The sequence below is a fragment of the Viridibacillus sp. FSL H8-0110 genome (assembly GCF_038003565.1).
Taxonomy (GTDB): Bacteria; Bacillota; Bacilli; order Bacillales_A; family Planococcaceae; genus Viridibacillus; species Viridibacillus arenosi.
The window spans coordinates 3,514,927-3,539,998 of the sequence record NZ_JBBOPJ010000001.1; the positions used below are offsets into that span (position 1 = coordinate 3,514,927).

A 25,072-nucleotide genomic window follows, 5' to 3' on the forward strand; every position below is an offset into this window, starting at 1 on the left:
CTCCTCATTTCGCTTTTTTCATGTTAACACGTAGTCTCTTAATTGCTATAAACAGACAGACAAAGGTTACAATTGAATAGAAAATTAAATAACCTGCCCAAATTGGAAAATGAATCTTCGTCACTTCATAGAAACTCTCCAACATTTCAGGGCTAATGAGTGTCATCATTAAAGCAATTGGATTAATCGTACCCCAAAAATAAGCAAAAATTGATGGGTTACTTGTCACACCCGTTGTGCTTGAAACATTCATCTGCACTGAGATTAAAAAGAAAAACGCCGTAACACCTGTTAAAAATAGCATCGATCCATACGTTACTATCATAGAGAGAATAGTTTTCCTAAGTATTGTCGAGAACATGACTCCAATACTTCCTATAGCAAGCATTGTCAAAATCAAAAATGCGAAGATAACAAGTAATTGTGTAGGTGAAACGCCACCAAATAAAAACACTAAACTATAAATTGGTAACCCTGCAATTAATAACAGTATTAAAAAAACGATGGATGAGCTCATTTTCCCAAAAATGATTTGGAAAGAAGATTGCGCTGTCGTTAGGAGAATATTTAACGTTTGTTTTTCACGTTCAGAACTAATTGAACCGGCTGTCATACCCGGCGTAATGAACAATGTTAAAGCTAGTTGGACAAAGGTCAACAAACTAAATAAAAGTACGCTTTCTTGCGAATTAATAAAACCACTTAAATTAAACTCCATTGATACAAAAATGAAACCAAAGACAAATATGCTAAGTGCTAGTAAATAAAACATGATGCCTGAAAAGCTTTTAAAGGCGCGGAATCTTAGCTTAAGTTCTTTTATAAGCACTGGATTAGTGAACAACGATCTCATTCTTCATCCACTCCCTTCGTAATAGCCATAAAGACATCTTCTAAATCTTTTTCTTCTTCCGCAAATGATAATATAGGAATATTTGCAAGTACTGCTTTTTTCAACAGTTCCATTTGCTCTTCATCTGAACCTCGATAACGGAAACTTAATTGCTGTTCACCTGTTTCAATTCCTGTTACAAAAGGATCTTCCTCAAAGAAACTTATAGCTTTTTCAAAACCATTTTTCAGCTTTACAGTCAATACTTTTTCACCTTGTAATCGTGTTTGAATAGCTGCGACTGATCCATGAGCTATTAATTTCCCATTATCAATAACACCAATTTCATCACACATCTCCGCAAGCTCAGGGAGGATATGCGAAGAAATTAAAATCGTCTTACCCATTGATTTTAGCTGTTTCAAAATATCCCGCATTTCTATTCGAGCACGGGGGTCTAGACCCGATGCCGGTTCATCCAAAATAAGAACTTTAGGATCATGAATAAGTGTTCTAGCTAAACAAAGACGCTGCTTCATACCGCGTGATAGTACATCTACATATTCATAACGTTTATGTGTTAAATTGACTAGTTCTAATAGTTGTGGAATTAACTTCTCACGCTCCGCTGCTGGAATACCATAACTTGAACCAAAGAAATCTAAATATTCATCTGCCTTCAATTGGTCATAGACACCAAAGAAATCCGGCATATATCCAATTAGTTTACGAATCTCCTCAGATTGTTTCGTTACACTTTTACCATTAATCCATGCATCACCAGCTGTTGGTTGCAGCAATGTTGACAAAATAGAGAATGTCGTTGACTTACCCGCCCCATTTGCTCCAACAAAACCAAATACTGTACCTTCACCAATTGAGAGATCCAGTCCTTGTAAAGCATAAAAAGAACCGTATTTTTTTGTTAACCCTTTAATTTCTATCATTCTTGGACCTCTCCTTTCAATTGCAATTCTGGTAACACAGTCCTCGGATCATTATATTTCCCTACATTCTTTATTAATTTATAAACAACTTGACCATCTTTTGAAATATATTGCGATACGTCTTTATCTACTATAGATCTTGCATCGGATACTTCTTCAAACTTATCTTTTTTCACATTATATAAATTGATTGTTAAAGTTTGCATATCGGTATTGGCTAGTTGTAATTCTGTCCATTTCACTTTCTTATCTAAAATGGAATCAGGTATTGTCCAATTCACATCATATTCGCCATCATCAAGATACCAAGAATTATTATCCTCAAAGGTTTGTTCAACGTACCCGCCCATCGTTGAATTAATCTCCTTAGTCATTGCGTTTGCAGGTAATACGAATTCACCAGATAAATTTGTTTTGGGATTAAAATTTTGGACAATTAAATTCAATGAAGATCTCTCAGCTTTTTGCGTTTTTAATTCAATTGGTAACAGCGCTTCATCTACCCATGCCACAATGGCTGGTTGATCATTATCAACTAACATTTGATAAGCTAAGTTTTGAGCACTCTGCTGTCGATTTTTTATAAGCTCTTTTTTATTTTTTGCTGGTTCTACTCCTACCATGCCCATTTGCATAGGCGGTAATAATATAGACCCATTAATTGTTTGAGTTACTTTTAATGTCTCATCTGGTTCAATATCACCTAGTTCCAACCACTTTACACCTGACCAAATTGAAACATCCTTAATTTTAAATGGGAAGTTATTTTTAACTGTACCTTTCACAGCCCCATTTTCTACGTCTAACTGGATATCTAAACGACCAATATCTTTAATTTGCGTATGACCAACCAAGCTATTTACAGCCCAATACCGGCTATTTCGAATCGTCAAGGATTGATGGTCGGCATATTGTTCCAACACCGCCTTTTGATGTACATCATTTAAGCTTTTGAAACCTGAATATGTAGTAGACATAGTCATTGATGTATCTTTTGGTGCCGTAAATTCAAAATCACCACTGCGATTTGATAACAATGCTGATGCATAGATACCTGATAAGCTATTATCCCCATTAACTTTAAATACAGCAGTTTGCTGAATTTGCGGATTTAATAGACGATCTTTTGCCCCGTACCAAAAGATGAACAATGAAGTGACAATTGCTAATACGGGAATAATCCACCATGCATGTTCTCGTTTATCTTTATTTTTTAGTAAGAAATAGAGTACTGGTCCTAAAATGAATATATATATAACAACAATCACTAGTAATAAAATAGCAGAGACTTGGAATGATGGAAAAATCTCATTTTGACTGACTAATTCCCAATTCATTTGACTTATTGTTGATTGTAGCGACTGGTTATTAACTTTCAAAGGAACTATTTTTTCAAGAAGTTTTGTGTAATCATCTTCTTTTGCCAAAGGAGCATTTCCTAGAGAAAAGGCCGTTTGAATAACCTCCCCCTTACCAACAGCAAGTGTAGCAACAAGCGGAGATTGATTTGCTTCTAATACCATTTCTGCATTTTCATTTAATTTGGCTTCGTAAGCTGTTACGTTTTCTTTAAAATTACCGCCTTTTGTTAACTTTCTGAGTGTCTCTTTAGATACTGTTCGCTCTTCGCCTAAAGTCAACGGCAAATATTCTTTCAATAAACCAACTTCGGCATCTACGTTAATAGAAGCTCCGATAATTGCTTTACCACCATTTTTCACCCATTCAATAATGGCTTGTTGTTGTTCTTCTGATAAGTCAGCTAATTTATATTCGTCAATGACAAGTACATCCCCCGCTGACCAAGACGCTGCTTTTGATGGTATTGTGAAGTTAGTTAACTGTGCAACATCTATTACTTCCATTCTAGTTGCATTATTTTTGCCGAGTTTAGTGAAGCCTAATAACCGATCCGCATTACTTGTTAATGTGAAAACAATTGGAATATCGGCTTCAAGTAGTTGTGGATTGATATTTGCTTTACCAGTGTACTCAATAGATTTTCCCTTTTTCCAACCACCTTCATAAAAATGAATCATTTGTTGATTTGATCCATTCCCAATGTAAGCATCAGAAAACTGTTCGAATGCTACTTCTATCGACTTCGTTTCATTTTCTCCAATTTCTACAGGGATAGCGATACCACTACCAGTATTATAGTCCTGCATTGAGTCAATAACGATATCGCCAGAAAATGCTGTTCCTGTATTCTTGACTGTTATTGTAAGAGGTAATCCTCTGTTATATTTTCCTTTATTTGCAAATCCAACTGATGTCTTCACATCAAGCTTTGGTGCCGCAAATGCTTCCATTTGAATACCTGGTAAAAAACTAAATATTAATAAAAAACATGAGACCAATAGTAATAACCTACTTCGCAATGGAAATTCCCCCCTCTTTCTTCTTTTAAATTAATACGTTTTTTTAGTAATTTGGTTGCATAGATAACAAAAATATATATTTTTACAAAACAAGGAAAATATTTCTTATTATTTAAAATGATCTTTTAATACGCAAAAAACCTATAGTGCAAAATTACACTATAGGTTTTTATTATTTATAAACAGTAAATGAACGTAAAAATTGTTCTACAAATTGTATATTAACATTAACTAATTCTTCATCTGGTTGTATAGCAGAATGATGAAGACCATATGGCGTATTTGCTCCTGTCCAGAACATAGCACCTGGTAAGTCTTTTAAAAAGAATCCAAAATCTTCGCCAGTCATTGCTGGTGGGCATTCATAAGCTACAACCCCAGGAAACTGCTCGGCAAAGCGTAGTAAATCATACGCACAGTGCTCATCATTTTCCACTTGATAATAAGATGAACCATAATCAATACTTACTTTACATTCATATGCTATTTCAGTCGCTCTACAAAGTGCTTCTATACGCTTTTTAATCAACTTCATCGATTCTGCCGACATCGTTCGAATTGTACCCTCTAGCCGTGCATCTTCAGCAATTATATTCTGAACAGTACCCGAAGTCATCTTACCTATCGTTACTACAGCGCTATCTAAAGGATTTATATTCCGACTGACGATTGTTTGAAGTTGAATCATTAGATTAGCAGCTGCTACTGTCATATCTCTCGTATTATGAGGATATGCCGCATGTCCACCTACTCCCTTTAAATCGATAAAAAGCTCAGAGGTATTTGCAAATAGCATACCTGGTCTAGTTGCGATAGTCCCCACAGGATATTCAGGAGCGATATGTAAGGCGAAAATAGTATCAGGTACTAAATCAAGTCTTTCTCTTTGTAGCCATTCAAGCATAGGCTTTGCACCACCTGGACCTTCTTCAGCTGGTTGGAAGTATATAATTACAGTGTTTTCTGGTTGATTTTCTGAAAAGGCCTGTACTAACCCTAATGCGATAGTCATATGGAAGTCATGGCCACAAGCATGCATAAAACCTTGATGCTCTGAAGAATAAGCCAATCCTGTATTTTCTGAAACCGGTAGACCGTCAATATCCGTTCGCCAACCAATTTTCAACTGTGGATTTGAGCCATTAATCGTCACAATAATACCCGTTCGCCAAACGTCAATTTGAATATATGGTTTCCACAATTTTTCAATGATCGTGAGTAAATACTTTTGAGTTTTTTCTTCCTTAAAACCAACTTCCGGAATTTTATGTAGCTCTCGTCTAATTTCCAGTAAACTTTTCATCTTATACACCTGCTTATAATTTACGAAGATCTTGCATAATTTCAGTTTTTGATTTTGTTTTCTCATCAATTTCTTTAATGACTTTTGCTGGCATCCCTGCAACTACTGTATACGGTGGCACATCTTTAGTAACGACTGCTCCTGCTGCAACTACAGCACCTTCTCCTACCCTACAGCCTTCTAAAACAACTGCATTAGCACCAATCATTACTCTATCTTCAATAATAACTGGAGATGCGGAAGGTGGCTCGATTACACCCGCTAACACAGCTCCTGCTCCAATGTGACAATCTTTTCCTACCATTGCACGCCCGCCTAATACAACATTCATATCAATCATTGTACGATCGCCAATTTCAGCTCCAATATTAATGACACTCCCCATCATAATGACACAATTATCTCCTATAGTAACTAGATCACGGATAATAGCGCCAGGCTCAATACGAGAGTTGATACCTTTTAAGTCAAGAGTTGGTACCGCAGAATTTCTTCGATCATGTTCAACAACAAAATCGGCAATTTGTGCTTCGTTAGCTACTAAAGCTTTTTCAATTTCTGCCCATTCGCCAAATACAACAGCTGAATTACCTTCACCAAAAACTTTACTTCCCTCACCAAATGAAAGCTCTGCTACTTTTTCACCTTTTACATAAACTTTCACTGGTGTTGCTTTTTTTGCATTAGCTAAATAAGCAATAATTTCTTGCGCGTCTAATTTCTGCATTGGTTACGTCCTCCTACTATTCTGAAAATATGGACTAATTGTACACGAAAAATAATAGTGTTGTCATTTCTTTTCTTCTGCACTATTCGAATAATCATAAAGACATTCTGCGTGTTTTTTCACAAGGTCTACAAATGCTGCTACTTGGCGCAATTCAAAAGAAGATTCATAACCAATAAGCCATGTATCGCGTGTTAACTCAAACTCCTCTTCATTATTCGTCAGGGGGATCGTATTAACATCCTCATGCCCACTTAATGTAATAGAAGGTAAAATAGCGTATCCAATTCCGTTCAATGCCATTTGTTTGCAAGTCTCAATTTGATCTACCGTAATTTGCCGACGAGGATTAGACTTAAAATGACGTTGCCACCATTGTTGTATTTCCTGATAGTAATTAGAATCACTTTTAAATTGAATAAATGGACGATCTGTTTCGAAAACTTCATCAATCTCTTTAATTTCTTTATCAACTAAGTACAACGTATCACGGAACAAGTGAATCTTCGAGCCTTTCCAATCTGTATGTCCACGCACTATACCTACATGCGCCTCTCCTTCATAGAGAGATTTAACAATTTCTGAGCTCCAACCTGTGATCAGTGAAATTTTAGCCTCGGGATATTGTGTCATGAAATCTTTCAATACTTTCGGTAACCAAGTATGCCCTACAATCGATGCACATGCTATTTTCAATGTTCCGTGTACTTTCGAATTCAACGACTGAATCATTTCATAAATTTCTTCTTTTTTTGAAATTGTATCAATCGCATATTGTATGACTAACTCCCCTGCTGGTGTAGGTGTTAATCCTTTTTGAGAGCGTAAAAACAACTGTGCTCCCCAATCTTTTTCAATGGATTGTAAACGTTGAGAAAGTGCAGGTTGGGATAAAAATAAACGTTCAGCTGCTTTTCTCATATTGCCTTCCTCAGACAATACTTTTACAATTTGAGCTTCTGTTGTTGTCATCGAAAAGTAACCTCCTGTTCGTCCATATATGGCTTAAATCATTTATTATAAATAAAGAAGGCCCCATTAATGGCGACCTTCTTTCATTTTGTCATATTAAGAATTGAATTGATAGATGTGTTTTTTTAGCTGTTTTAAAATTACACGACGTGTCATAATCCCCATAAAGGTACCTTCATCATCAATTACGCATAAAAATGCATGATTAATTACAAGGTCTAACGCTCTTTGGAAATTATCCCCAATGTTTAATGTAGCCACTTTCTTATCCATTATTTCATCTACTTTAATATCTGTTAATCTCTCATACTCTATATGTTCCATTCCCAAAATTGGTTCTGTGATCATACGCATGCTTAGCATGCCATGCAGACGGTATTTTGCATCAAGCACAGGTATAGACGAATAGCCAGTTTTCGTTAGGACAAGCAAGGCGTGCTCTGCATTATTCCCCATTTGAACATGTGCAACTTTCTCAGAAGAAATGATAAAATCAGTAATTGGCATTTCAAGGAACTCTCTGCTATTTAAGGACATCATAGTATTCTACTCCTTTTTCTGTTCCTCGTTTTAGAACAGCAAAATACTTATTAATCATATCACAGTCCCTCATAAAATTTCCATTTCTACAAATAAATTTTTAATACATCATAATATAAATCCGCAAAATTGTATATTAATGCAACTACACTAATAAAAAGATGTGAAGAGGGAATACTAAATATCCCTCTTCACATCTTTATATCCATTGGTATTTCACGATATTGTAAAAAATTACAATGAAAACAAAAACAAAAGCTAGGCCATATACCCAAATAATTGGATTAAGCATCGTTGGATTATCTTTAACAGCTTGACTAATCGGTTGATCATTATTATGAACAGCTTGTTGCTCCATTTTCGCAATGCGTCTCGTATAAGCATACCCGATACCGCAAATAATTAATATTACTCCCATTAATGGCCAAGTCCACGTATCCATAGCGTCACTTCCTTCTTACTTGTTTCGCTAAGTATGTGCATTAATTTGCTATTTTAGTCCCTAGAATGGATACTGATTTAAGTGTTGTCCACCATCAAGGGTGACAACTTCCCCATTCATGTAAGATGCCTTATCTGACATCATAAACGTTGCTAAATCAGCAATTTCTTCCGGTTTTCCTAATCGACCAAGTGGCACTGACTGTAATGTACGCTTCGCTGCTTCTTCAGATTGCCATAACTTATCAGCTCCGCCAGTTCTTTCAATCGGCCCAGGAGCAATTGCATTAACTCTGATACCATACTGTCTTCCCCATTCAACCGCAAGTGTTCTAGTTAAAGATAATACGCCAGCTTTTGCTGCTGCTGAATGAGCAACTCCTGGACCAGCATCCCACGCATATGTTGCGACCATATTAAGAATGGAACCTTTTATTTTGTTATCCATCCAATACTTTCCTACTTCTTTTGAACAATAAAATGTGCCATTTAATACGATATCAATAACAGATTTCCATCCATTAGGTGATAAATCCTCAGCACGAACGATAAAGTTTCCTGCAGCATTATTTACCAGGCCGTCTACTTGCCCAAAGGTATCTACTGCAAACTTTAACATTCCTGTAACATGCTCAGGTTGCCTTACATCCATTTGGAAGATGGCAATATTGTTCCCGTCTCTTGAAATTTCATCCTTTGCGTTTTTTAGACGCTCTAAATCACGACCTGTAATGACAACGTTTGCACCTTCTTCTACAAACGTCTTTGCCATGTATTTCCCCATTCCATTTGAACCGCCTGTGATAATAATTGTTTTCCCCTTTAACAATTACGATTCCCCCTTTGAATGAATATTCATTCATAATTTTACCATACTTCGGAATTGCTGTCTTTATTTAGGAATAAAAATAAAAACCTTAATGGTTGTTAGCTCATTAAGGTTTGCATTTATTATGTCTAACAAAAATACATTTCGGTAATACTTTCAATCGGCACTGGTCTGCTAAAATAGTAACCTTGTGCCTTTTCACAATTTACTTCTTTTAAGATTTCTACATGATCTTTTTTCTCGACACCTTCAGCAATTACTTTCATACCTAAACTATGTGCAAGATGAATAATTGTTTTTGCTATTGCTTCATCTTTTTCATCTTGTTCAATTTCCTTAATGAAAGACTGATCGATTTTTATAATATCAATTGGGTATCTTTTCAAATAGCTAAGAGAAGAATATCCTGTCCCAAAATCATCAATAGAAATAATTACACCCATTTTCTTTAGTTCTTCTAAAATTGTAAGAGTTTCATGGATATTTGTCATTGAACTTTCGGTAATTTCAAGTTCTAAAGATTGCGGGTTTAATTCATATTTGTAAATATATTTTCTAATAGCATTAGCGAAAGCTTCTTGTTTAAATTGCTTGGATGAAATATTAACCGCAATTCGAACATCTATAAATCCTTTAATTTGCCATTCTTTTAACTGAATACATACTTGATTTAGAACCCAATCGCCTATCTCTAAAATGAGACCAGAGTCTTCTGCAATGGGAATGAATACACTTGGAGGCACTAAACCAAACTTTGGATTATTCCATCTTAGTAATGCTTCAAAACTATTTATTTTCCCAGTATCTAGATCCACTTGGGGTTGATAATGTATTGATAATTCGTTTTTTTCAATCGCACGTCTAAGATGAGATTCCATTACTGCCCCATTATTAGAAGTGTCAAGCATTTTGCTATGATAAAAACGAAATGTTGAGGGTCCTCTCTCTTTTACGTACCTTAGTGCTTGATCTGCCTTCTTTAGTAACACATCAAATTCCACTCCATCTGATGGGTACATAACACCACCGATAGAACCTGAAATATTCAATTCTAGCTCATCTATACAAAAAGGCTTTTTGAATAGTGCTAATACCTTTTCAGCAAAGTTTTCCGTATTATTGACATCTGATTGTTGTAAAAGAAAGATAAAATCATCACCATTTTGTCTATAGATTTGGCTATTAGCATCTGACAGAGTAGAGAGTCTTTGCACAACTTTCTTTAACAACTCATCTCCTTTATTGAAGCCGATAGAGTCGTTGATCTTTTTAAACCGATCCAAATCTAAAAGAATTATCGCCATCTGATTACCCCGACACTTTGCAATTCTTTCTTCTTCTTTAAAATGCTCCTGTAATGCGTGTTTATTCCAAATGCCTGTTAATTGATCGTGATATGACAAGTAAAAAACAGTCTTACCTGATTCACTATGCCTTGATATATCGCGCAATATAAGTTGTATTTCTTTTACTTCATTATTATCAATAATTGGGATACTTTTTACGTATACCACTATTGTTCTACCCTCGACATTTTTAATACTACATTCGTTTAATTCTATAGATTGCTTTTGCTCGAGTGTTTGCTCTATCAATTTCAACAGTTTTAACTTATCTCGCTTGGATACAAGTTCTAAATAAGGCAGTTTTATTAAAGCATCTTGTTTATATCCAAATATAGAAGTTGCAGCTCTATTACTATTTATAATTTGCCCACTTTGATTAATCGTAATGACAGGATCTAAATTGTGATCCATTAGCGAACAATACATTTCATTACTAATCACTTTAGTAAATGACAAATAAATTACTTTGTGTTGTGTCGTTGTATCTGCAATCACACCAACATTAAAGGTATGTAGTATCGTTTTCTTCCTTATTGTGATCTGCTTATTATATGGTTCTATCACTTCACCTTTTTGTAATAGGAAATCTTCTAGATTAGTTCCCATTTGAAGTGTAAAAAATGATGATGCAAGCACTTTATGTTCAAATGTATGTTCAAAAAAAGTTTTGAACGATTCATTTACGTATGTAATCCAATATTGATTGTTTGAATCTTGCTCTATTAACATTGTCATGGATTCAGGATACAACCTTGAAAACTTTTGTATAAAATCTAGAAATTGTTGAGGACTCAATGATGAATTATACATATAATGCCTCCATTAACAGAAGTAGTCTACTATGTATTATCATAATTGATTTTTATTCGATTGAATACAATTTTATTTATTCTTTTATATCTATTGGCATATTATCTATATTGGATTTTAAAAAAGGATATTTCAACTAAGGGAAGAAGACTATCGTCATATTAACAAAAGTCTTCGTTTATAGAATATAATGCATTATTCTTCATCTATTAGGACACGGTATGCTTCTTTTAAGAAGATTTCCTGACTGTTTATACATTTATCTCCATCTTTTTTCTCATTATAATAGTAAACACCCTTCTCATCTTGAATGCGTGCCTTAACATTATCACGGAACTGAGTCTTAATAGATTTCATAATACGTTTTTTTATTTCAGTATCAAAAATTGGGAATAGTATTTCTACACGTTTAATCATATTTCTTGTCATCATATCTGCTGAAGATAAGTATAATTTATTTTCTCCATTATGATGGAACCAATATATACGTGCGTGTTCAAGAAAACGCCCAACAATACTTATCACTGTAATATTTTCACTAATCCCTTTGATACCCGGGCGTAAACAACATATCCCACGGATAATTAAATCTACTTTTACTCCCGCAATTGAAGCTTCATACATTTTCATAATCAGTTCTTTATCGGTTAATGAATTCATTTTCGCTCGGATATGTCCTTTACCATACTTCAAATGATAATTGATTTCGTCATCAATTAATTTGATAAATTCAACTCTAATATCATTAGGTGACACCACAATGTGATGGAAGTTTGGCTTCTCCGTATATCCACTTAGAAAATTAAAGAAGTTCGTCGCATCAATTCCAAATTTCTTTTTCGTCGTTATAATACCCATATCCGTATAAATTTTCGCTGTTGCATCGTTGTAATTTCCTGTTCCTAAATGGACAAAACGCTCAATCTTGCTTTGTTTTCTTCTCACAACTAGCGTGATTTTTGAATGTGTTTTTAAATTATGCATACCATAAATAACTAGACAACCTGATTGTTCTAATTCCTTTGCCCAGTGTACATTGTTTTCTTCATCAAATCGTGCTTTTAACTCCACTAGAACTGTTACTTGCTTTCCATTTTCAGCAGCGAGCTTTAATGCTTGAATTACTGGTGAATTGCCACTGACACGGTATAATGTTTGCTTAATGGCTAAAACACTGGGATCATTCGCAGCTTCTGTAACAAATTCCACGATAGGAGTAAAAGATTCATATGGATGATTAAAGAAGATATCCTGAGTTAACGCTTTCTCAAAGATATTTTCATCCGACCTTAAATCTTGAGGTGGCTGAGGAATGAAACTTTCATATTCTAAATGCTCTCTGCCTTCACCTACAAGTTTTACAAATGAAAACAGAAATGTTAAATCTAAAGGGCAATCTACACTATACACTTCCGCTTCCCAATCTTCTAATTCGTTCAGCAGAAATTGAAGTACTCCTTTATCCATTTCTCCTGTACGAACTTCTAGTCGAGTAAGGGCACCCCATTTACGCTTTTTCAATTCTTTTTCAATTTCTAAAAGTAAATCACGTGCACCTTCTTCATGAATAGTTAAATCTGCATTACGTGTTAGTCGGAAAGATTGTACAGATTTAACATGATAACCATAAAACAATTTATTAATATTAGCACTAATTATATCTTCAAGAAGTACCACTGAGATTTCATTCCCTTTAGATGGTACTTGAATGAAACGTTCTAAAACAGATGGTACTTGGACAACTGCTACTTTTTCACAAAACTCTGGCTCTACATTGTCTTGTTCTAAAAGTATTATCATATTTAAAGTTTTACTGATTAATGTTGGAAAAGGGCGATACGCATCAACTGCTACAGGTGTTAACACTGGAAATATTGTCTCTTCGAAATATTCATTGATAAAATTAGTCTGTTCTTCATTTAGCTCTACTATTTTACGCGTATGAACATTCTCTTTTGGTAATAGTTTTTTCATTAATTCTTTATAAATTGCTGTTTGTCTTGAAACAAGTGCTTGAGTTTTCTCAGAAATCCGAGCTAATTGTTCCTTTGGTGTTAAACCTGATTTATTCTCCGGTTTATGAAATCCAGCTTTCACCTGATCTTGTAACCCTGCTACACGTACCATGAAAAACTCATCCAAATTTGAACTGAATATCGCCAAAAATTTCAATCTCTCAAGTAATGGATTTTGTGCATCCTCTGCTTCCTGTAACACGCGTTCATTGAATGCTAGCCAACTTAACTCACGATTGTTGTAGTATTCTGGTTTTGTAATTTCTGTATGCTTAACTTGGACTAATTCCATTGTTTACCCTTCCTTTTCTATAAAGTGTAGTGTTACTTCCCCTTTAAAAATTCGATTTAAATGCTTCTTTTGGCGGTTGGCTTGATACATTTCTGCCATAGCATTACCTTTTGTGAAAATCTTTAGTTTTACATTATCGCCCGATTGTTCCATAGCAATCGATTCGACAATATTTCGTTTCGAGGCATCTAATGCATAGACAAATTTAAGTAACGCTCCGATATCACGCATTTTTTTAAACTCATCCTTCGAAAACCACTCCATAAATGGTTCCGAATAACGGCTGAAATCATCCTTGTTCTTGTAAGAAGCAATTAACGCTAAACGAACACGCTGACCATGGTTTATCCCATCAATTGAGCGATTGGACAGCAAGTAGAATGTATGTTGACTAGCTGCATCAACTTCAATGTACTCGCCTATATGAAACAATCTAGCGGCTTGCTTCAACATATGTAAATCTTCTGCATTATACAAAAATGCCCCTATTTTACAAACTTCAAAATAAGCAATTCCCGTCAGTTGTACAAAATGAGCCGTCTTTTCTAAAGGTTTATCAAATTCTGCAGCTAAAAATTTTGTACTCCTCTCAAAAACATTGTATTTGTTAAAAGCTGTAGGATTGTCCTTTAGTATGCGATCAATTACCAGACCTTCACGTAATCCTTTTCTACTAAATTGAAATGTTTCACTACCCACAATATCCATCAACGCTTGAAATACTATAATCACAGGTGTAATAATATCTGCACGATCACTTGAAAGTCCATCAAGTTGTTTTAATTCTTCGTATGTCAAAGATGTTACTTCGCGGCTAATATTTGTGAAGTCCTCTTTCGTCATCTCATATTGGTGGATACCTGAAATAGGATAATCCTTTTTACGTTGATCTAGCTTTGCCATGTTACGAGCACTTCCTCCAATACCGATAACAGGCAACTGAGCATCTTTTAGCCATAGCAATGTCTCAAAGTTACTTTTTGCAAATTCATAAATCTTTTCGCCATCCTCATTTGTCATTGTGTCACCTTGGATAAATTGTTGCTTTAAGGACACGGATCCAAACGGAAAACTATGAGAACATTGCAGTTCTTTATCTTTAAAATAGGTTAACTCAGTACTACCACCCCCAATATCGATTGTTATAGCTGATGGTGTTTCTAATGTATGGGTAACAGCAAAATAGCCAAAATACGCCTCCTGCTCACCTGATAATAACTCTATCTTTATCCCTGTATTGTTCCACATACGCTCAATAATTTCGGAACTATTTTGTGCTTGACGAATTGCAGCAGTTGCAATGGCTCTTAGATCTACTATGTGATAATCCTTTAAAATGTCTTTAAAGAAAAGCAATACTTGTTCAAGTTCCTGTACACCTTCTTCAGACATTACATTATCTACTTGTAAATAATTTCTCAGACGGGCTACCGATTTAATATTTTCTACTTCCTTTAAGCCTCTTAGCGGATCATACGTATAAAGTACAAGTCGGATTGTATTTGAGCCGATATCTATAATAGCTGTTTTAAAATAAGTCATTTGGGGCACATCCTTAGAATTTTTCTTGTCTCTCTATACAACGGAGAGTAATATTGGTATTATAATGTATATTATAAATTGAATGCTCTGAATTTTCTTCTAAACACAATCAATTACAGACATTAACTTAAGTAGAAAGGCGGTATTTTATGCAAAGAGAATATTGTGATGAACAACTAGCTACTGCTATTTATACTGTAAATAGACACGCAAAAACTGCACCAGACAACAAACCTCTTTACGAGCTGAAACGCCTTGCACTTGAGAAAATGATTCTTGACAGTAGAGCGAAAAAAATTGGTTTACATTTTGTAAAAAATCCTCGTTTTAGTAAGCAACAATCATCAGTACTCATTCAATGCGCAGATTACTATTTCCATACTCTACCGAAAAAAGATGACTTTGCTTCATTACCCCATCTAGGACATCTTGATGACAGCTATCGTAACCCCCAACGTAAAATGAGCTTAAACACAGCTAGAAATGTATTAAAAGACTATTTAGGAATAAAAACCCAACAAATAGTAAAAAAAGGAACGGGTAGTAGTTCAAATCCCAAAAAGAAGCCTATAATTAATAATACAAGTTATTTCTACGGACATTAGATGCTCTAATAATGATAAAACCGGATTCCTCATTTATTAAGGTATCCGGTTTTTTGCATTCATATACTTATAAGATATACTGATCTATTTTTAAGATGAGCTCGGCAATCTCTGGTTTACTGATTTGATCTTCAGCCCCGACTTGATCTCCTTTATGTCTTAAATCATCTGTTATTAAACTAGAGAAGATAATAACAGGTAATTTTGACAATACGGGATGGGTTTTAATTTGTTTTGTTAAATGATGACCATCCATTTGTGGCATCTCAATGTCTGTTACGACTAATTGCACAACCTTCGAAACATCATTTTCTTTGTCTGCTAAAGTCAATAAATAATCTAAGGCGTCTTTCCCATTCTCGAAGAATTCTATATTCATATAACCTGCTTCATGCATAGTATCGTGCAATAATTTGCGTAGTAAAGGTGAATCCTCCGCTATAACAATTTTCTTCTCTGAACGATTACGATCACCTAGTTTTTTTACAGACTCTACACTAATACCCGAATCAGGGTTAATATCTACCATAATTTTCTCAAAGTCCAATAGTAGCAGCATTAAATCATCTTGTTTAATCACTCCGATGACTTGCGAACCACCACCCTGGTACATATCAGTAGGCTTTTCTATTTGATTCCATGAAATACGATGAATCATAGTTACATTATCAACATGGAAGACAACGCGTTGTCGATTAAATTCTGCAACAATATATTTTTGTTGCTCATTAAAAACACCAGATAATCCTAAAACTTTTTTCATATCTACAACTGGTAATACTTCTCCACGTAATTGAATTATTCCTTCAACATGTGGATGAGCATGAGGTATAAATGTAACTGGAATTGGTTGTATAATTTCTTTTACTTTAATAACATTAATACCAAATTTATTGGAACCTACTTCAAACTCAACAATTTCAAGTTCATTTGTTCCACTTTCTAGTAAAATACCCTGACTTTCTGCCATTAGGTAAGCCTCCTTGAGTCACACTTTTCTTTATTTCAATTGTAACATACAAGGGCCATTACTCCTATACGGATTTAGTGACATTCGGGCGAACTCTTATATGAATGATCAGGCCAATTATAGTTAACACAATCAAAGTTGACAAAGCTATACGGCTAGCAAGAGTTCCATAGTCCTTTAGTAACAACGTCACCGTTCCATAAATAGCAGGACCTATAATTGATGATACCTTCCCAGAAAAAGCGAATAATCCAAAGAACTGCCCTTGTTTTTCTTTTGGGCTAAGTTCGATAATATATGATCGAGATGTTACCCACATGGACCCTAGAGAAACGCCAAACATACTTCCCGCAATCCAGAACATCCATTGCTTTAATGCAAATACCGCGATCACAAGGGATACAATCATTAACAATGCTACATAAGTTATCGCTCTCTTAGCACCAACATTTTTAGTAATGTATCCAAATACTAGTGAACCAACAATAGTGGATACAGTAGATACTAAGTAGAGAATGATAAATTGCCCGGAGGAAAAACCTACAATTGCAGTTGCATAGACAGCCATCATCGCAATGGTGGTTGCAATTGCATCATTTAAAAAGAAATAAGCAATCATAAAAGTGAAAATAGCTTTATAAGCACGCATCTCTTTAAATGTTTTTATTATTTCTTTATAGCCAGATAAGAAAGAATTAACTTTCCGTTGTTCCTTAGGAATTGGTTTATCTTTGTTAATAAAAAATAATGGTAATGAAAAAATCAAATATAATACCGCTGTAGGAATGAATGCACGATGGAAATCTCCATCACTTACAAATGGATAAACTAGCAAGCCAACAATCGTACCAAAATAACCAACCGCTACTCCATACCCAGATATAAGAGGCATCTCTTCTTTCGTTCCTAAATCTGGCATCATTGCATCATAAAATACTAAGCTAGAATTAAAGAAGAACTTTGCTATAACAAAACTTACAACAACTAAAAATAGACTCATAGGTACTCCACCAAATGTAATTTCTGTCTGCCAGTAACTAAATATCCCCATCATAAAAGTGAAGATTATGGAAATCGATGAAAACCATACGATAAACCTTTTTTTGAGCCCAGTATTATCAATCCATACTCCAAAAAGCGGTGAGAATATTACTAAGAAAAGGCTCGCTATAGCATTTGCATAGGAGATAAAAGTACTGGCAACTTGTTGCTTTACTTCATTTGTTCCAAGTATTTCATCCATATAAAACGGGAAAAATACCGTATTAATATTGGATGAAAAAATAGTATTCGCAAAATCATAAAATGCCCAAGACAATATAGGTAACGATAAATATATTCCCCATGGACCTCTTAATATGGATTTCTGAGACCCTACATTCATCATATCAACCCCCATCTTTATAACTATTCCATATTGAAAGAAGAATGTCCTGTATTTCAAAATAAATTTACAAAAACCTTACATTCAATTGTCGAGTTTCCTACCCAAATAATCGAACAATGTCATATTTTAATCATTTCTTCATATATATGTTGATAGAATTATTGATATTAATAATTAAAAACCGCTACTGTGAAAAATTCACAGAGCGGTTTTTGGACCAGTGTTATTTATAATAGTGAATCAATGCTTGTGTACCATTATCCTCATAACCTTTACTAGCTATTTCATCATACATTTTCTTTGCAAGTGAGAGACCAGGTAAATCTAATTGCATTAGCTCTGCCTCTTGTAAAGCAATCTTCATATCTTTTATAAAATGCTTTACATAAAATCCAGGAGCTAAATCCTCCTTCACTATACGAGGTGCTAAATTACTTAATGACCACGAACCAGCTGCTCCTGAAGAAATAGAAACCAAGACATCTTCAATATCAAGACCTGCCTTTTTACCATAAGTAATTGCTTCACATACACCAATCATATTTGTTGCAATCGCTATTTGATTGCACATTTTTGTATGTTGACCTGCACCGGCCTTTCCTTGATAAATAATATTCGTTCCAATCAGATTAAATAGCGGTGTAATTTTATTAAATACTTCGCGTTCTCCACCCACCATAATCGAAAGCGTTCCATTTTGTGCACCGATATCACCGCCTGAAACAGGAGCGTCTAAAGCCTCCATATGTAGTGATTTCGCATGATCAGCAATTTTTTTCGCTAAAGTTGGCTGGGAAGTCGTCATATCAACGACGATTAAACCTGCTTGTCCATTTCTAAATATTCCACTTTCATCGAAATATACTTCTTCAACATCTTGCGGGTAACCAACCATCGTGAAAACAATATTTGATTGACTAGCTACTTCCCCAGCCGTCTGAAACCAATTTGCTCCTAATTCAACAAGTGGTAAAGCTTTTTCCTTTGTTCTTGTATAAACATTTACAATATGTCCTGCATGCAAAAAGCGCTTAATAATGCTAGAACCCATTACCCCTGTACCTACAAATCCAATATTCCATTGTTCAGCCATCAAAATTTCCTCCATTATTTATATATATACTTTTTATTGTATCAGATAATTTTCCGAATTGTATGTCTTCTATTATATACTCACAAAAAAAAGACAGATGCATTAGCACCTGCCAAAGAAAGGGGGAAATGAGATTGTTGCTGTGTTCATAATTATTATTTCCTTTTAACATAATTTTAAACCTATTCTTTTAAATAATTAGAAAATTCACTAAAAACAAAAAAGAGCACTAGGAATTTTCCCTAATGCTTAACATTTTCCATTGTAAAATTATAATCATTCATCTTGTCGACATTCTGAAGTTGATAAATATTTAATAAATGATCTAGCTTTTTACTCAAGCGGATGGTTTCGATATTTGAAAAACCATGTTCAATTCCAGAACGGATCATCATTTCTCTTGTAGATTCTAATTTTTTTAAGATGGAATCAGACATTTACCATCCTCCTCTCAAGCTAAATTCTGTTCATTATTATACTATTATTCCCACTTTTTCGGAGAAGAAACTTTCGACATTTTTCGACAAGCTAGCTCCTCGCGACTTCCATGTATTGATAAATAACTTGACCGCCTTGTTTTGCCACACCACGGAAATGTTTGAAGTCTTCTCTCTTCACTAGAACTTCTCTAAAGGCATAAAATTCATTTTTATCAACCGTGATATCTTTTCTAGTACCATTTTTTAATTCGTCCAACATATCATTATATGAATTCACTACATAATCTTCCTTTTTCTTTGAAATTTTCTTTTTTTTAAAAATAATAATAGAAAATACTTTACCTCAGACGTATTTTCGTGCAAACTGTAAAGTATTAGTAGGTGAAGGAGCTGAATTTCTATGAAAATCGCTGAAATCGGAAATATCATTGAATTTAACGACGGTCTACAAGGCATTGTTGAGAAAGTAAATGAAAACTCTGTTATCGTCAACCTTACTTATATGGAAAATTTCAACAGCCTAGAAGTTGAAGAAAAAACAGTGGTCAATCACAAACGTTATAAAATATTATACAGTAACGAAGTTTAAAAAATTGTTCAATGCCCCCTATGAATACATATGTAACATATACGACATACTTATAGCAATTACTATTCGTTAACAGTATACTTTACTAGACATTGGGCATCTAAAACAATACAATGGTTGTATTTGAGTCTGCGCCGTCCCTCAGAATCTGAAGGACGGCGTCTCTTTTGTACAAATGCTAAAAATATGTTAAAAAAGAGTAAAGACCTTCTTATATATCAAGTTGGAGGTGATTATTAATATGAAGAAGCACACGAATATTTTAGTGCTTATTCTTTCATTGGTATTCATATACGTTCTGCTATACTTTAGTTTCGATCAAAAAGCTGTATTTTGGTATCTATATACTTTTACAATGCTAATTGGTATGGCTTTTGCATTTGCATTTGGAAAAATTGAAGACAAAATCAAAACGTGGGAATACTTACTATTTGGAATAGGTTTTGGAACGATTATATATGGCCTATTTGCATTAGGTTACCGTTTACTACCTTTCCTATCAGAAGAACTTCTGACAACTGTACATCAATTTATCAAAACATTCGGTCCTAGTACTTTATGGCACTATATACTACTCATTTTGATTATTGCTACCGCGGAAGAATTATTCTGGCGTGGTTATGTACAACAACAACTAAAACAGTATATGAAGATGCCTTATGCTGTTATTCTAGCAGCAAGTTTATTTGCGATGTCGCTTGCAGTAAGTGGCTTCTGGTTAGGTGTATTAGCTGCTTTCATAACTGGCATTATTTTTGGTTTCTTATATGAATGGAAAAAAAGCATGCCGATTATCATTGTCGCTCACCTTGTCATGATAACACTATTATTCCTATTATTTCCACTATATTGATTTTTAAACTATCAAAAAACCAATCGATCCAAAATCGATTGGTTTTTTTCTAATTTCTTTTAATAAGATAAATCTTTTATAGATAGACCCATTTTTTTTAATAATGCAATTGCTTGATCTTTTTCTTCAGGCGAAAGGGCATTTGTAAGCTCGTATAATTGTTCCTCATGTCTTGGGAACAATTCATCCATAAAAGCTTCTCCTTCAGGCGTAATTTCAGCATAGGTGATACGACGATCTGATGGACAAGATATACGATTTAAGAAACCTCTTTTTTCCAATTTATCAATTACATACGTAATTGAACCACTTGCTAAAAGAATTTTATTTCCTATTTTCTGTAATGGTTGTCGTCCCTTGTGGAAAAGTAGCTCCAAAACCGCAAATTCTGTTGGGTTAAGTCCATTATCTTGAAAAAATTGATTTGTGCATTCATTTATTGCTTTATTTGCTCTCGATAAAACAATAAATAGTTTTAACGATTGTTTTATTTCCTCTGATGTCATTTCAATTCATCCTTCATATCCATTATCTTGATTTAAAGCTATTATATCGATAATGTTGAAGCTTTGTCAAAATAGACTAATGAAAAACCCATACACCTTTAGCTTGTGTATAGGCTTTCTACTTTTGGTTCATACTGAGGAATTGAAGGGTCTACTCCTAAAGGTAATGTAATTTCAAAGCTTGTCCCTTTTCGTAATTCACTAAACACTTCAATATTACCACCGTGCTCTTCAATTGTTTTCAACACAAATGGCAGGCCTAGACCTGTCCCACTTCTTTTCGTAGAATAAAATGGCATGAAAATCTTTTGCATTTCCAAGTCGCTCATACCTGAACCACAGTCTTTAATCGTCAGCTTCATTTGTCCCATAAAGTCAAAAGTTTGAGTAATCGTTATATCGCCACCATCTGGCATTACTTCTATAGCATTTTTAATAAGATTTATAAGTACTTGTTTGATTTTAAAATCATCCGCATATATATATCCCGGCTCAAAATCTGGTTTATTATATACAATATTAACGTTTTTCATTAAAGCATTTGGTAACATTAACTCAAGAACTTTAGTTACAATTCCACTTAAAGATAGCATACTCTTTGTCCATTCTTTCGGTTTAGACAATACTAAAAACTCATTGAGAATCGCTTCCATTCTCTCAAGTTCACTATCAATAACTGATAAATAGCGTCGATTTTCTTCAGTCGCGCTTATTTTCAATAATTCAGTAAAACCTTTTAAAGATGTCATCGGATTCCGTATTTCATGTGCGATACTTGCAGCAAGCTCCCCTAGAATGTTTAGGGAATCTTGATGTTCTACTTGTTGTTTTAAATGCATCATTTCTGTATCATCACGAATAATGGTCATGTGAAGTTCTGATGTAGTATCGTAGGTGCTTACAATATTAAGATACCTAGTATATTCATTTGCAAACTGAATATTAAAAGTATGTTCTGCTTTACCTGTCGTCAATAACTTCTTAAAGAAATGTTGAATTTCATTTGTTTTCCCATGGAATATCTCCATTAAAGCAGTTGTTTTATTGCCTAGAAGTGCCTTCCTTGACACTTGTAATAATTCTTCAGCCTGATTGTTAACTTCAACAATAGTACCATTTTTATCAGTTAATATAATGCCATTTGTAGAATAATTAAACACATGATTAAATTTCTTCTCACTATCATTTAATAGACTAAAAGTCGGCAATTCTACAGTAGATCGCTCAAATCGCACCATCATGACATTAAATTTAATATAATGGAAGCCTGTAATTTTAACTCCTTCAATTATATTTTGATTTATATTTAAATTAAGTACGCATGCTGCATGCTTTTCATTGATTAAATCATGAATAAAATGTTGCCAATCTGCTTTAAAAGACTCTTCTACAATAGTTTCTAAATCTACGCTCAGGTCAATTGCTAACATTTCCTTTGCAGGATTATTAATTCTAATCAATTTGCAATTAGTATCTAAAATTGTAAGCGGGTCTTTTATTTCCTTAAATAAATAGTCAAACGTTGGATTAGTACTACTCGTCATACGCTGTTTCACCGTACCTTTCGTTTACTTCTATAACCCTATGCATCCTATTAGAATAGTATGCAGATATAATCGAAAATAAAAAGGTCACAATAGAGACACAAACGTTTTTATATAATATTCAGATTATTCCACAAAAAATAATATATAGGAATAGGTATTTATACTTATATTGCGGAAATTTCACAATATTGTTACAATCAATAACAGTTACACATATGTTACTTTCTCATTAATAACAGCCTACAATAAGCCGTTTTCCAAAGGAGTTCACTAATATGAACATAGTACTAGCAACATTAAATGCAAAATATATCCATACAAATATTGCATTGCGCTATTTAAAATCATTTGCTACACCCGAATTCGACCCAATTATCTCTGAATACACTATTAAAGACCCTTCTTTTAATATTGTTTCTGATATTTATCAAAAAAAACCTGATATCGTGGGTTTTAGTTGCTACATATGGAATATCGAAGAAACTATTCGCGTCATTAGAATGTTAAAAAAAGTAAGTCCTAATACAAAAATCATTCTTGGTGGTCCTGAAGTATCTTATGATGTGCATGATTGGCTACGTCGACTTAATGACGTGGATTATATCATTATGGGTGAGGGCGAATATTCTTTTAAACAGCTCCTTTTCCACTTAAATGGAGAGCTACCGCTTGAAGAAGTCCCAGGAATTTGTTATTTAAAAGATAGTAAAGTTATCATTCACCCTCAGCCTAAAAAAGTCGATTTACGCGAAATGCCAAGTCCTTATCGCTTAGAAGAGGACATTCCTGATATCCCAAAACGAATTTCATATATTGAAACAAGCCGTGGATGTCCATTTAGCTGTCAATTCTGCCTATCATCCATTGAAGTTGGAGTCCGATACTTTAACCGTGAAAAGATAAAAGAAGATATTCGTTATTTAATGGAACATGGTGCTAAAACGGTTAAATTCGTCGACCGAACATTCAATATTAGCCGTAGCTATGCAATGGAAATGTTCCAATTTTTAATCGATGAGCATAAACCAGGTGTAGTTTTTCAATTTGAAATTACAGCTGACATTATGCGACCTGAAGTCATTCAATTTTTGAATGATAACGCACCTAAGGGGTTATTCCGCTTTGAGATAGGTGTCCAATCAACAAATGACTTAACGAATGAACTTGTTAAACGAAGACAAAATTTCGAAAAACTATCTCGTACAGTTACTATGGTTAAAGATGGTGGAAAGATTGATCAGCATTTGGACTTAATAGCTGGGTTACCTGAAGAAGATTATGCTAGTTTCCGTCAAACTTTTAATGATGTATTTGCAATGCGTCCCGAAGAGTTACAACTAGGTTTCTTAAAACTACTACGAGGTACAGGTTTACGATTGCAAGCGAAGGAATATGGTTATGAATATGTCGATATGGCACCTTATGAAATTTTCGCTAACAACTTATTAACATTTGATGATATTTTGCGTATTAAACAAGCAGAAGATGTATTAGAAAAATATTGGAATGATCATCGCATGGATCGTACCGTAGAATATCTAGTAACAGAAGTATTTGAATCGCCATTTGACTTCTTCCAAGAATTCGGTACATATTGGGAAGAACGTGCATGGTCTAGAATAGGTCATCAGCTTGAGGATTTATTTAACCGTTTACTTCAATTTTTACATGACCGTGGTGGCGTAAATTTAGAATTAGTAACAAACTTAATGCAACTTGATTACTTAACAGTCCAACAGTTCCAACCTCGTAAAATTTGGTGGGATAAACGCGTTTCAAGTGAAGAATCCAAAAAGCTTCTCCAACAGTTGCGTGAAAACCCTACAATCGCTGGCGAAGAATTTGCTTCATTCCAATTAAATGAAAAGGAATTATATAAACATACTTTACTCGTTCCTTTCTCGCTTGATTATGAAGCATTAGAAAAAGGGCAGCTTGCAGCACAAAGTGGATATTTATTAACCTATTTCAGAAAAGATAATAAACCTTACTTCACAACTATTTCAGATACTTTCATTTCTTAATAACAAAGCAGAGCAAATACCATTTAAATTGGCTTTGCTCTGCTTTGTTTGTCTTTCGATAAAAATGTTAACTTTATCAAT

At 34.2% G+C, this 25,072-nt stretch carries 23 protein-coding genes; 4 read left to right on the plus strand and 19 right to left on the minus strand.

Features of this window, described 5'->3' with window-relative positions:
• Positions 1 to 4: 4 nt before the first annotated feature.
• The 12 genes from MHH98_RS17630 to MHH98_RS17685 all read right to left on the minus strand — a co-directional run bounded on the left by MHH98_RS17630 (position 5) and on the right by MHH98_RS17685 (position 14,977).
• Positions 5 to 853 (minus strand): ABC transporter permease, encoded by an 849-nt coding sequence (locus MHH98_RS17630; RefSeq protein ID WP_038183546.1) that lies wholly within the window; start codon positions 851 to 853, stop codon positions 5 to 7.
• Positions 850 to 1,779, minus strand: a complete 930-nt coding sequence (locus tag MHH98_RS17635) for an ABC transporter ATP-binding protein (protein ID WP_038183544.1) — start codon at positions 1,777 to 1,779, stop codon at positions 850 to 852. The genes MHH98_RS17630 and MHH98_RS17635 overlap by 4 nt, the downstream gene beginning before the upstream one ends.
• Positions 1,776 to 4,160, minus strand: coding sequence for a DUF7408 domain-containing protein (locus MHH98_RS17640; RefSeq protein WP_051448681.1), 2,385 nt, complete (start codon positions 4,158 to 4,160; stop codon positions 1,776 to 1,778). Before MHH98_RS17640 ends, MHH98_RS17635 begins: the two co-directional genes overlap by 4 nt.
• A 172-nt stretch (positions 4,161 to 4,332) precedes the next feature.
• Positions 4,333 to 5,463: an N-acetyldiaminopimelate deacetylase gene (locus MHH98_RS17645; protein ID WP_038183541.1), complete on the minus strand. Its 1,131-nt coding sequence runs from the start codon at positions 5,461 to 5,463 to the stop codon at positions 4,333 to 4,335.
• A 13-nt stretch (positions 5,464 to 5,476) separates the two neighbouring features.
• Positions 5,477 to 6,190, minus strand: coding sequence for a 2,3,4,5-tetrahydropyridine-2,6-dicarboxylate N-acetyltransferase (dapD, locus tag MHH98_RS17650; protein WP_038183538.1), 714 nt, complete (start codon positions 6,188 to 6,190; stop codon positions 5,477 to 5,479).
• A gap of 63 nt (positions 6,191 to 6,253) precedes the next feature.
• The gene (locus tag MHH98_RS17655; protein WP_038183535.1) at positions 6,254 to 7,162 is read right to left on the minus strand and encodes a LysR family transcriptional regulator; all 909 of its coding nucleotides are present in this window, start codon (positions 7,160 to 7,162) and stop codon (positions 6,254 to 6,256) included.
• Between the two features lie 96 nt (positions 7,163 to 7,258).
• Positions 7,259 to 7,702 carry a cyclic-di-AMP-binding protein CbpB gene (gene cbpB, locus MHH98_RS17660; protein ID WP_038183532.1) on the minus strand — a complete coding sequence of 148 codons (444 nt, stop codon included), beginning with the start codon at positions 7,700 to 7,702 and terminating at the stop codon, positions 7,259 to 7,261.
• A gap of 199 nt (positions 7,703 to 7,901) precedes the next feature.
• A complete protein-coding gene (locus MHH98_RS17665; RefSeq protein ID WP_038183530.1) occupies positions 7,902 to 8,144 on the minus strand; it encodes a hypothetical protein in 243 nt (80 codons plus the stop codon).
• Positions 8,145 to 8,204: 60 nt separating this feature from the next.
• Positions 8,205 to 8,972: a 2,4-dienoyl-CoA reductase gene (gene fadH / locus MHH98_RS17670; protein ID WP_340713308.1), complete on the minus strand. Its 768-nt coding sequence runs from the start codon at positions 8,970 to 8,972 to the stop codon at positions 8,205 to 8,207.
• Positions 8,973 to 9,100: 128 nt separating this feature from the next.
• The gene (locus tag MHH98_RS17675) at positions 9,101 to 11,128 is read right to left on the minus strand and encodes a sensor domain-containing protein (protein ID WP_340713309.1); all 2,028 of its coding nucleotides are present in this window, start codon (positions 11,126 to 11,128) and stop codon (positions 9,101 to 9,103) included.
• Between the two features lie 195 nt (positions 11,129 to 11,323).
• The gene (locus MHH98_RS17680) at positions 11,324 to 13,435 is read right to left on the minus strand and encodes an RNA degradosome polyphosphate kinase (RefSeq protein ID WP_340713311.1); all 2,112 of its coding nucleotides are present in this window, start codon (positions 13,433 to 13,435) and stop codon (positions 11,324 to 11,326) included.
• Between the two features lie 3 nt (positions 13,436 to 13,438).
• Positions 13,439 to 14,977: a Ppx/GppA phosphatase family protein gene (locus tag MHH98_RS17685; RefSeq protein WP_340713313.1), complete on the minus strand. Its 1,539-nt coding sequence runs from the start codon at positions 14,975 to 14,977 to the stop codon at positions 13,439 to 13,441.
• 149 nt (positions 14,978 to 15,126) lie between these two features.
• Between MHH98_RS17685 and MHH98_RS17690 the strand changes: the two genes are divergently transcribed.
• A complete protein-coding gene (locus tag MHH98_RS17690; protein WP_038183519.1) occupies positions 15,127 to 15,582 on the plus strand; it encodes a YkyB family protein in 456 nt (151 codons plus the stop codon).
• 67 nt (positions 15,583 to 15,649) lie between these two features.
• On the opposite strand, the gene MHH98_RS17695 is transcribed toward MHH98_RS17690, so the two are convergent.
• The 5 genes from MHH98_RS17695 to MHH98_RS17715 form a co-directional block, all read right to left on the minus strand.
• Entirely contained in the window at positions 15,650 to 16,552 is a 903-nt protein-coding gene (locus MHH98_RS17695; protein ID WP_076034051.1) for a chemotaxis protein, read from the minus strand.
• A 64-nt stretch (positions 16,553 to 16,616) separates the two neighbouring features.
• On the minus strand, positions 16,617 to 17,936 hold the full coding sequence (locus MHH98_RS17700) for an MFS transporter (protein ID WP_246832429.1): 1,320 nt from the start codon (positions 17,934 to 17,936) through the stop codon (positions 16,617 to 16,619).
• Positions 17,937 to 18,162: 226 nt separating this feature from the next.
• Complete coding sequence (locus MHH98_RS17705; RefSeq protein WP_076034053.1) at positions 18,163 to 19,032, minus strand: NAD(P)-dependent oxidoreductase; 870 nt, start codon at positions 19,030 to 19,032, stop codon at positions 18,163 to 18,165.
• Positions 19,033 to 19,274: 242 nt separating this feature from the next.
• Positions 19,275 to 19,469: an aspartyl-phosphate phosphatase Spo0E family protein gene (locus MHH98_RS17710; RefSeq protein WP_038183512.1), complete on the minus strand. Its 195-nt coding sequence runs from the start codon at positions 19,467 to 19,469 to the stop codon at positions 19,275 to 19,277.
• 91 nt (positions 19,470 to 19,560) lie between these two features.
• On the minus strand, positions 19,561 to 19,749 hold the full coding sequence (locus tag MHH98_RS17715) for a hypothetical protein (RefSeq protein WP_038183509.1): 189 nt from the start codon (positions 19,747 to 19,749) through the stop codon (positions 19,561 to 19,563).
• Positions 19,750 to 19,872: 123 nt separating this feature from the next.
• Between MHH98_RS17715 and MHH98_RS17720 the strand changes: the two genes are divergently transcribed.
• Positions 19,873 to 20,061 carry a YkvS family protein gene (locus MHH98_RS17720; protein WP_038183507.1) on the plus strand — a complete coding sequence of 63 codons (189 nt, stop codon included), beginning with the start codon at positions 19,873 to 19,875 and terminating at the stop codon, positions 20,059 to 20,061.
• A gap of 241 nt (positions 20,062 to 20,302) precedes the next feature.
• Positions 20,303 to 20,914, plus strand: a complete 612-nt coding sequence (locus MHH98_RS17725) for a CPBP family intramembrane glutamic endopeptidase (RefSeq protein WP_038183504.1) — start codon at positions 20,303 to 20,305, stop codon at positions 20,912 to 20,914.
• Positions 20,915 to 20,973: 59 nt separating this feature from the next.
• Here the strand turns inward: MHH98_RS17725 and MHH98_RS17730 are convergent, their stop codons facing one another.
• Positions 20,974 to 21,420 (minus strand): MarR family winged helix-turn-helix transcriptional regulator, encoded by a 447-nt coding sequence (locus tag MHH98_RS17730; protein ID WP_038183501.1) that lies wholly within the window; start codon positions 21,418 to 21,420, stop codon positions 20,974 to 20,976.
• A 98-nt stretch (positions 21,421 to 21,518) separates the two neighbouring features.
• Positions 21,519 to 22,964, minus strand: coding sequence for a PAS domain-containing sensor histidine kinase (locus MHH98_RS17735; protein WP_051448678.1), 1,446 nt, complete (start codon positions 22,962 to 22,964; stop codon positions 21,519 to 21,521).
• A 278-nt stretch (positions 22,965 to 23,242) separates the two neighbouring features.
• Here MHH98_RS17735 and MHH98_RS17740 point away from each other — a divergent pair, with 278 nt between their 5' ends.
• Entirely contained in the window at positions 23,243 to 24,991 is a 1,749-nt protein-coding gene (locus MHH98_RS17740) for a B12-binding domain-containing radical SAM protein (protein ID WP_038183498.1), read from the plus strand.
• Positions 24,992 to 25,072 lie beyond the last annotated feature (81 nt).

What these genes read in the sequence shown, in the direction of transcription:
- MHH98_RS17630 (WP_038183546.1), bottom strand. Translation starts at nt 853, where the DNA reads ATGAGATCGTTGTTCACTAATCCAGTGCTTATAAAAGAACTTAAGCTA.
- MHH98_RS17635 (WP_038183544.1), bottom strand. Translation starts at nt 1,779, where the DNA reads ATGATAGAAATTAAAGGGTTAACAAAAAAATACGGTTCTTTTTATGCT.
- MHH98_RS17645 (WP_038183541.1), bottom strand. Translation starts at nt 5,463, where the DNA reads ATGAAAAGTTTACTGGAAATTAGACGAGAGCTACATAAAATTCCGGAA.
- dapD (WP_038183538.1), bottom strand. Translation starts at nt 6,190, where the DNA reads ATGCAGAAATTAGACGCGCAAGAAATTATTGCTTATTTAGCTAATGCA.
- MHH98_RS17655 (WP_038183535.1), bottom strand. Translation starts at nt 7,162, where the DNA reads ATGACAACAACAGAAGCTCAAATTGTAAAAGTATTGTCTGAGGAAGGC.
- cbpB (WP_038183532.1), bottom strand. Translation starts at nt 7,702, where the DNA reads ATGATGTCCTTAAATAGCAGAGAGTTCCTTGAAATGCCAATTACTGAT.
- MHH98_RS17665 (WP_038183530.1), bottom strand. Translation starts at nt 8,144, where the DNA reads ATGGATACGTGGACTTGGCCATTAATGGGAGTAATATTAATTATTTGC.
- MHH98_RS17675 (WP_340713309.1), bottom strand. Translation starts at nt 11,128, where the DNA reads ATGTATAATTCATCATTGAGTCCTCAACAATTTCTAGATTTTATACAA.
- MHH98_RS17680 (WP_340713311.1), bottom strand. Translation starts at nt 13,435, where the DNA reads ATGGAATTAGTCCAAGTTAAGCATACAGAAATTACAAAACCAGAATAC.
- MHH98_RS17685 (WP_340713313.1), bottom strand. Translation starts at nt 14,977, where the DNA reads ATGACTTATTTTAAAACAGCTATTATAGATATCGGCTCAAATACAATC.
- MHH98_RS17690 (WP_038183519.1), top strand. Translation starts at nt 15,127, where the DNA reads ATGCAAAGAGAATATTGTGATGAACAACTAGCTACTGCTATTTATACT.
- MHH98_RS17695 (WP_076034051.1), bottom strand. Translation starts at nt 16,552, where the DNA reads ATGGCAGAAAGTCAGGGTATTTTACTAGAAAGTGGAACAAATGAACTT.
- MHH98_RS17700 (WP_246832429.1), bottom strand. Translation starts at nt 17,936, where the DNA reads ATGAATGTAGGGTCTCAGAAATCCATATTAAGAGGTCCATGGGGAATA.
- MHH98_RS17705 (WP_076034053.1), bottom strand. Translation starts at nt 19,032, where the DNA reads ATGGCTGAACAATGGAATATTGGATTTGTAGGTACAGGGGTAATGGGT.
- MHH98_RS17710 (WP_038183512.1), bottom strand. Translation starts at nt 19,469, where the DNA reads ATGTCTGATTCCATCTTAAAAAAATTAGAATCTACAAGAGAAATGATG.
- MHH98_RS17720 (WP_038183507.1), top strand. Translation starts at nt 19,873, where the DNA reads ATGAAAATCGCTGAAATCGGAAATATCATTGAATTTAACGACGGTCTA.
- MHH98_RS17725 (WP_038183504.1), top strand. Translation starts at nt 20,303, where the DNA reads ATGAAGAAGCACACGAATATTTTAGTGCTTATTCTTTCATTGGTATTC.
- MHH98_RS17730 (WP_038183501.1), bottom strand. Translation starts at nt 21,420, where the DNA reads ATGACATCAGAGGAAATAAAACAATCGTTAAAACTATTTATTGTTTTA.
- MHH98_RS17735 (WP_051448678.1), bottom strand. Translation starts at nt 22,964, where the DNA reads ATGACGAGTAGTACTAATCCAACGTTTGACTATTTATTTAAGGAAATA.
- MHH98_RS17740 (WP_038183498.1), top strand. Translation starts at nt 23,243, where the DNA reads ATGAACATAGTACTAGCAACATTAAATGCAAAATATATCCATACAAAT.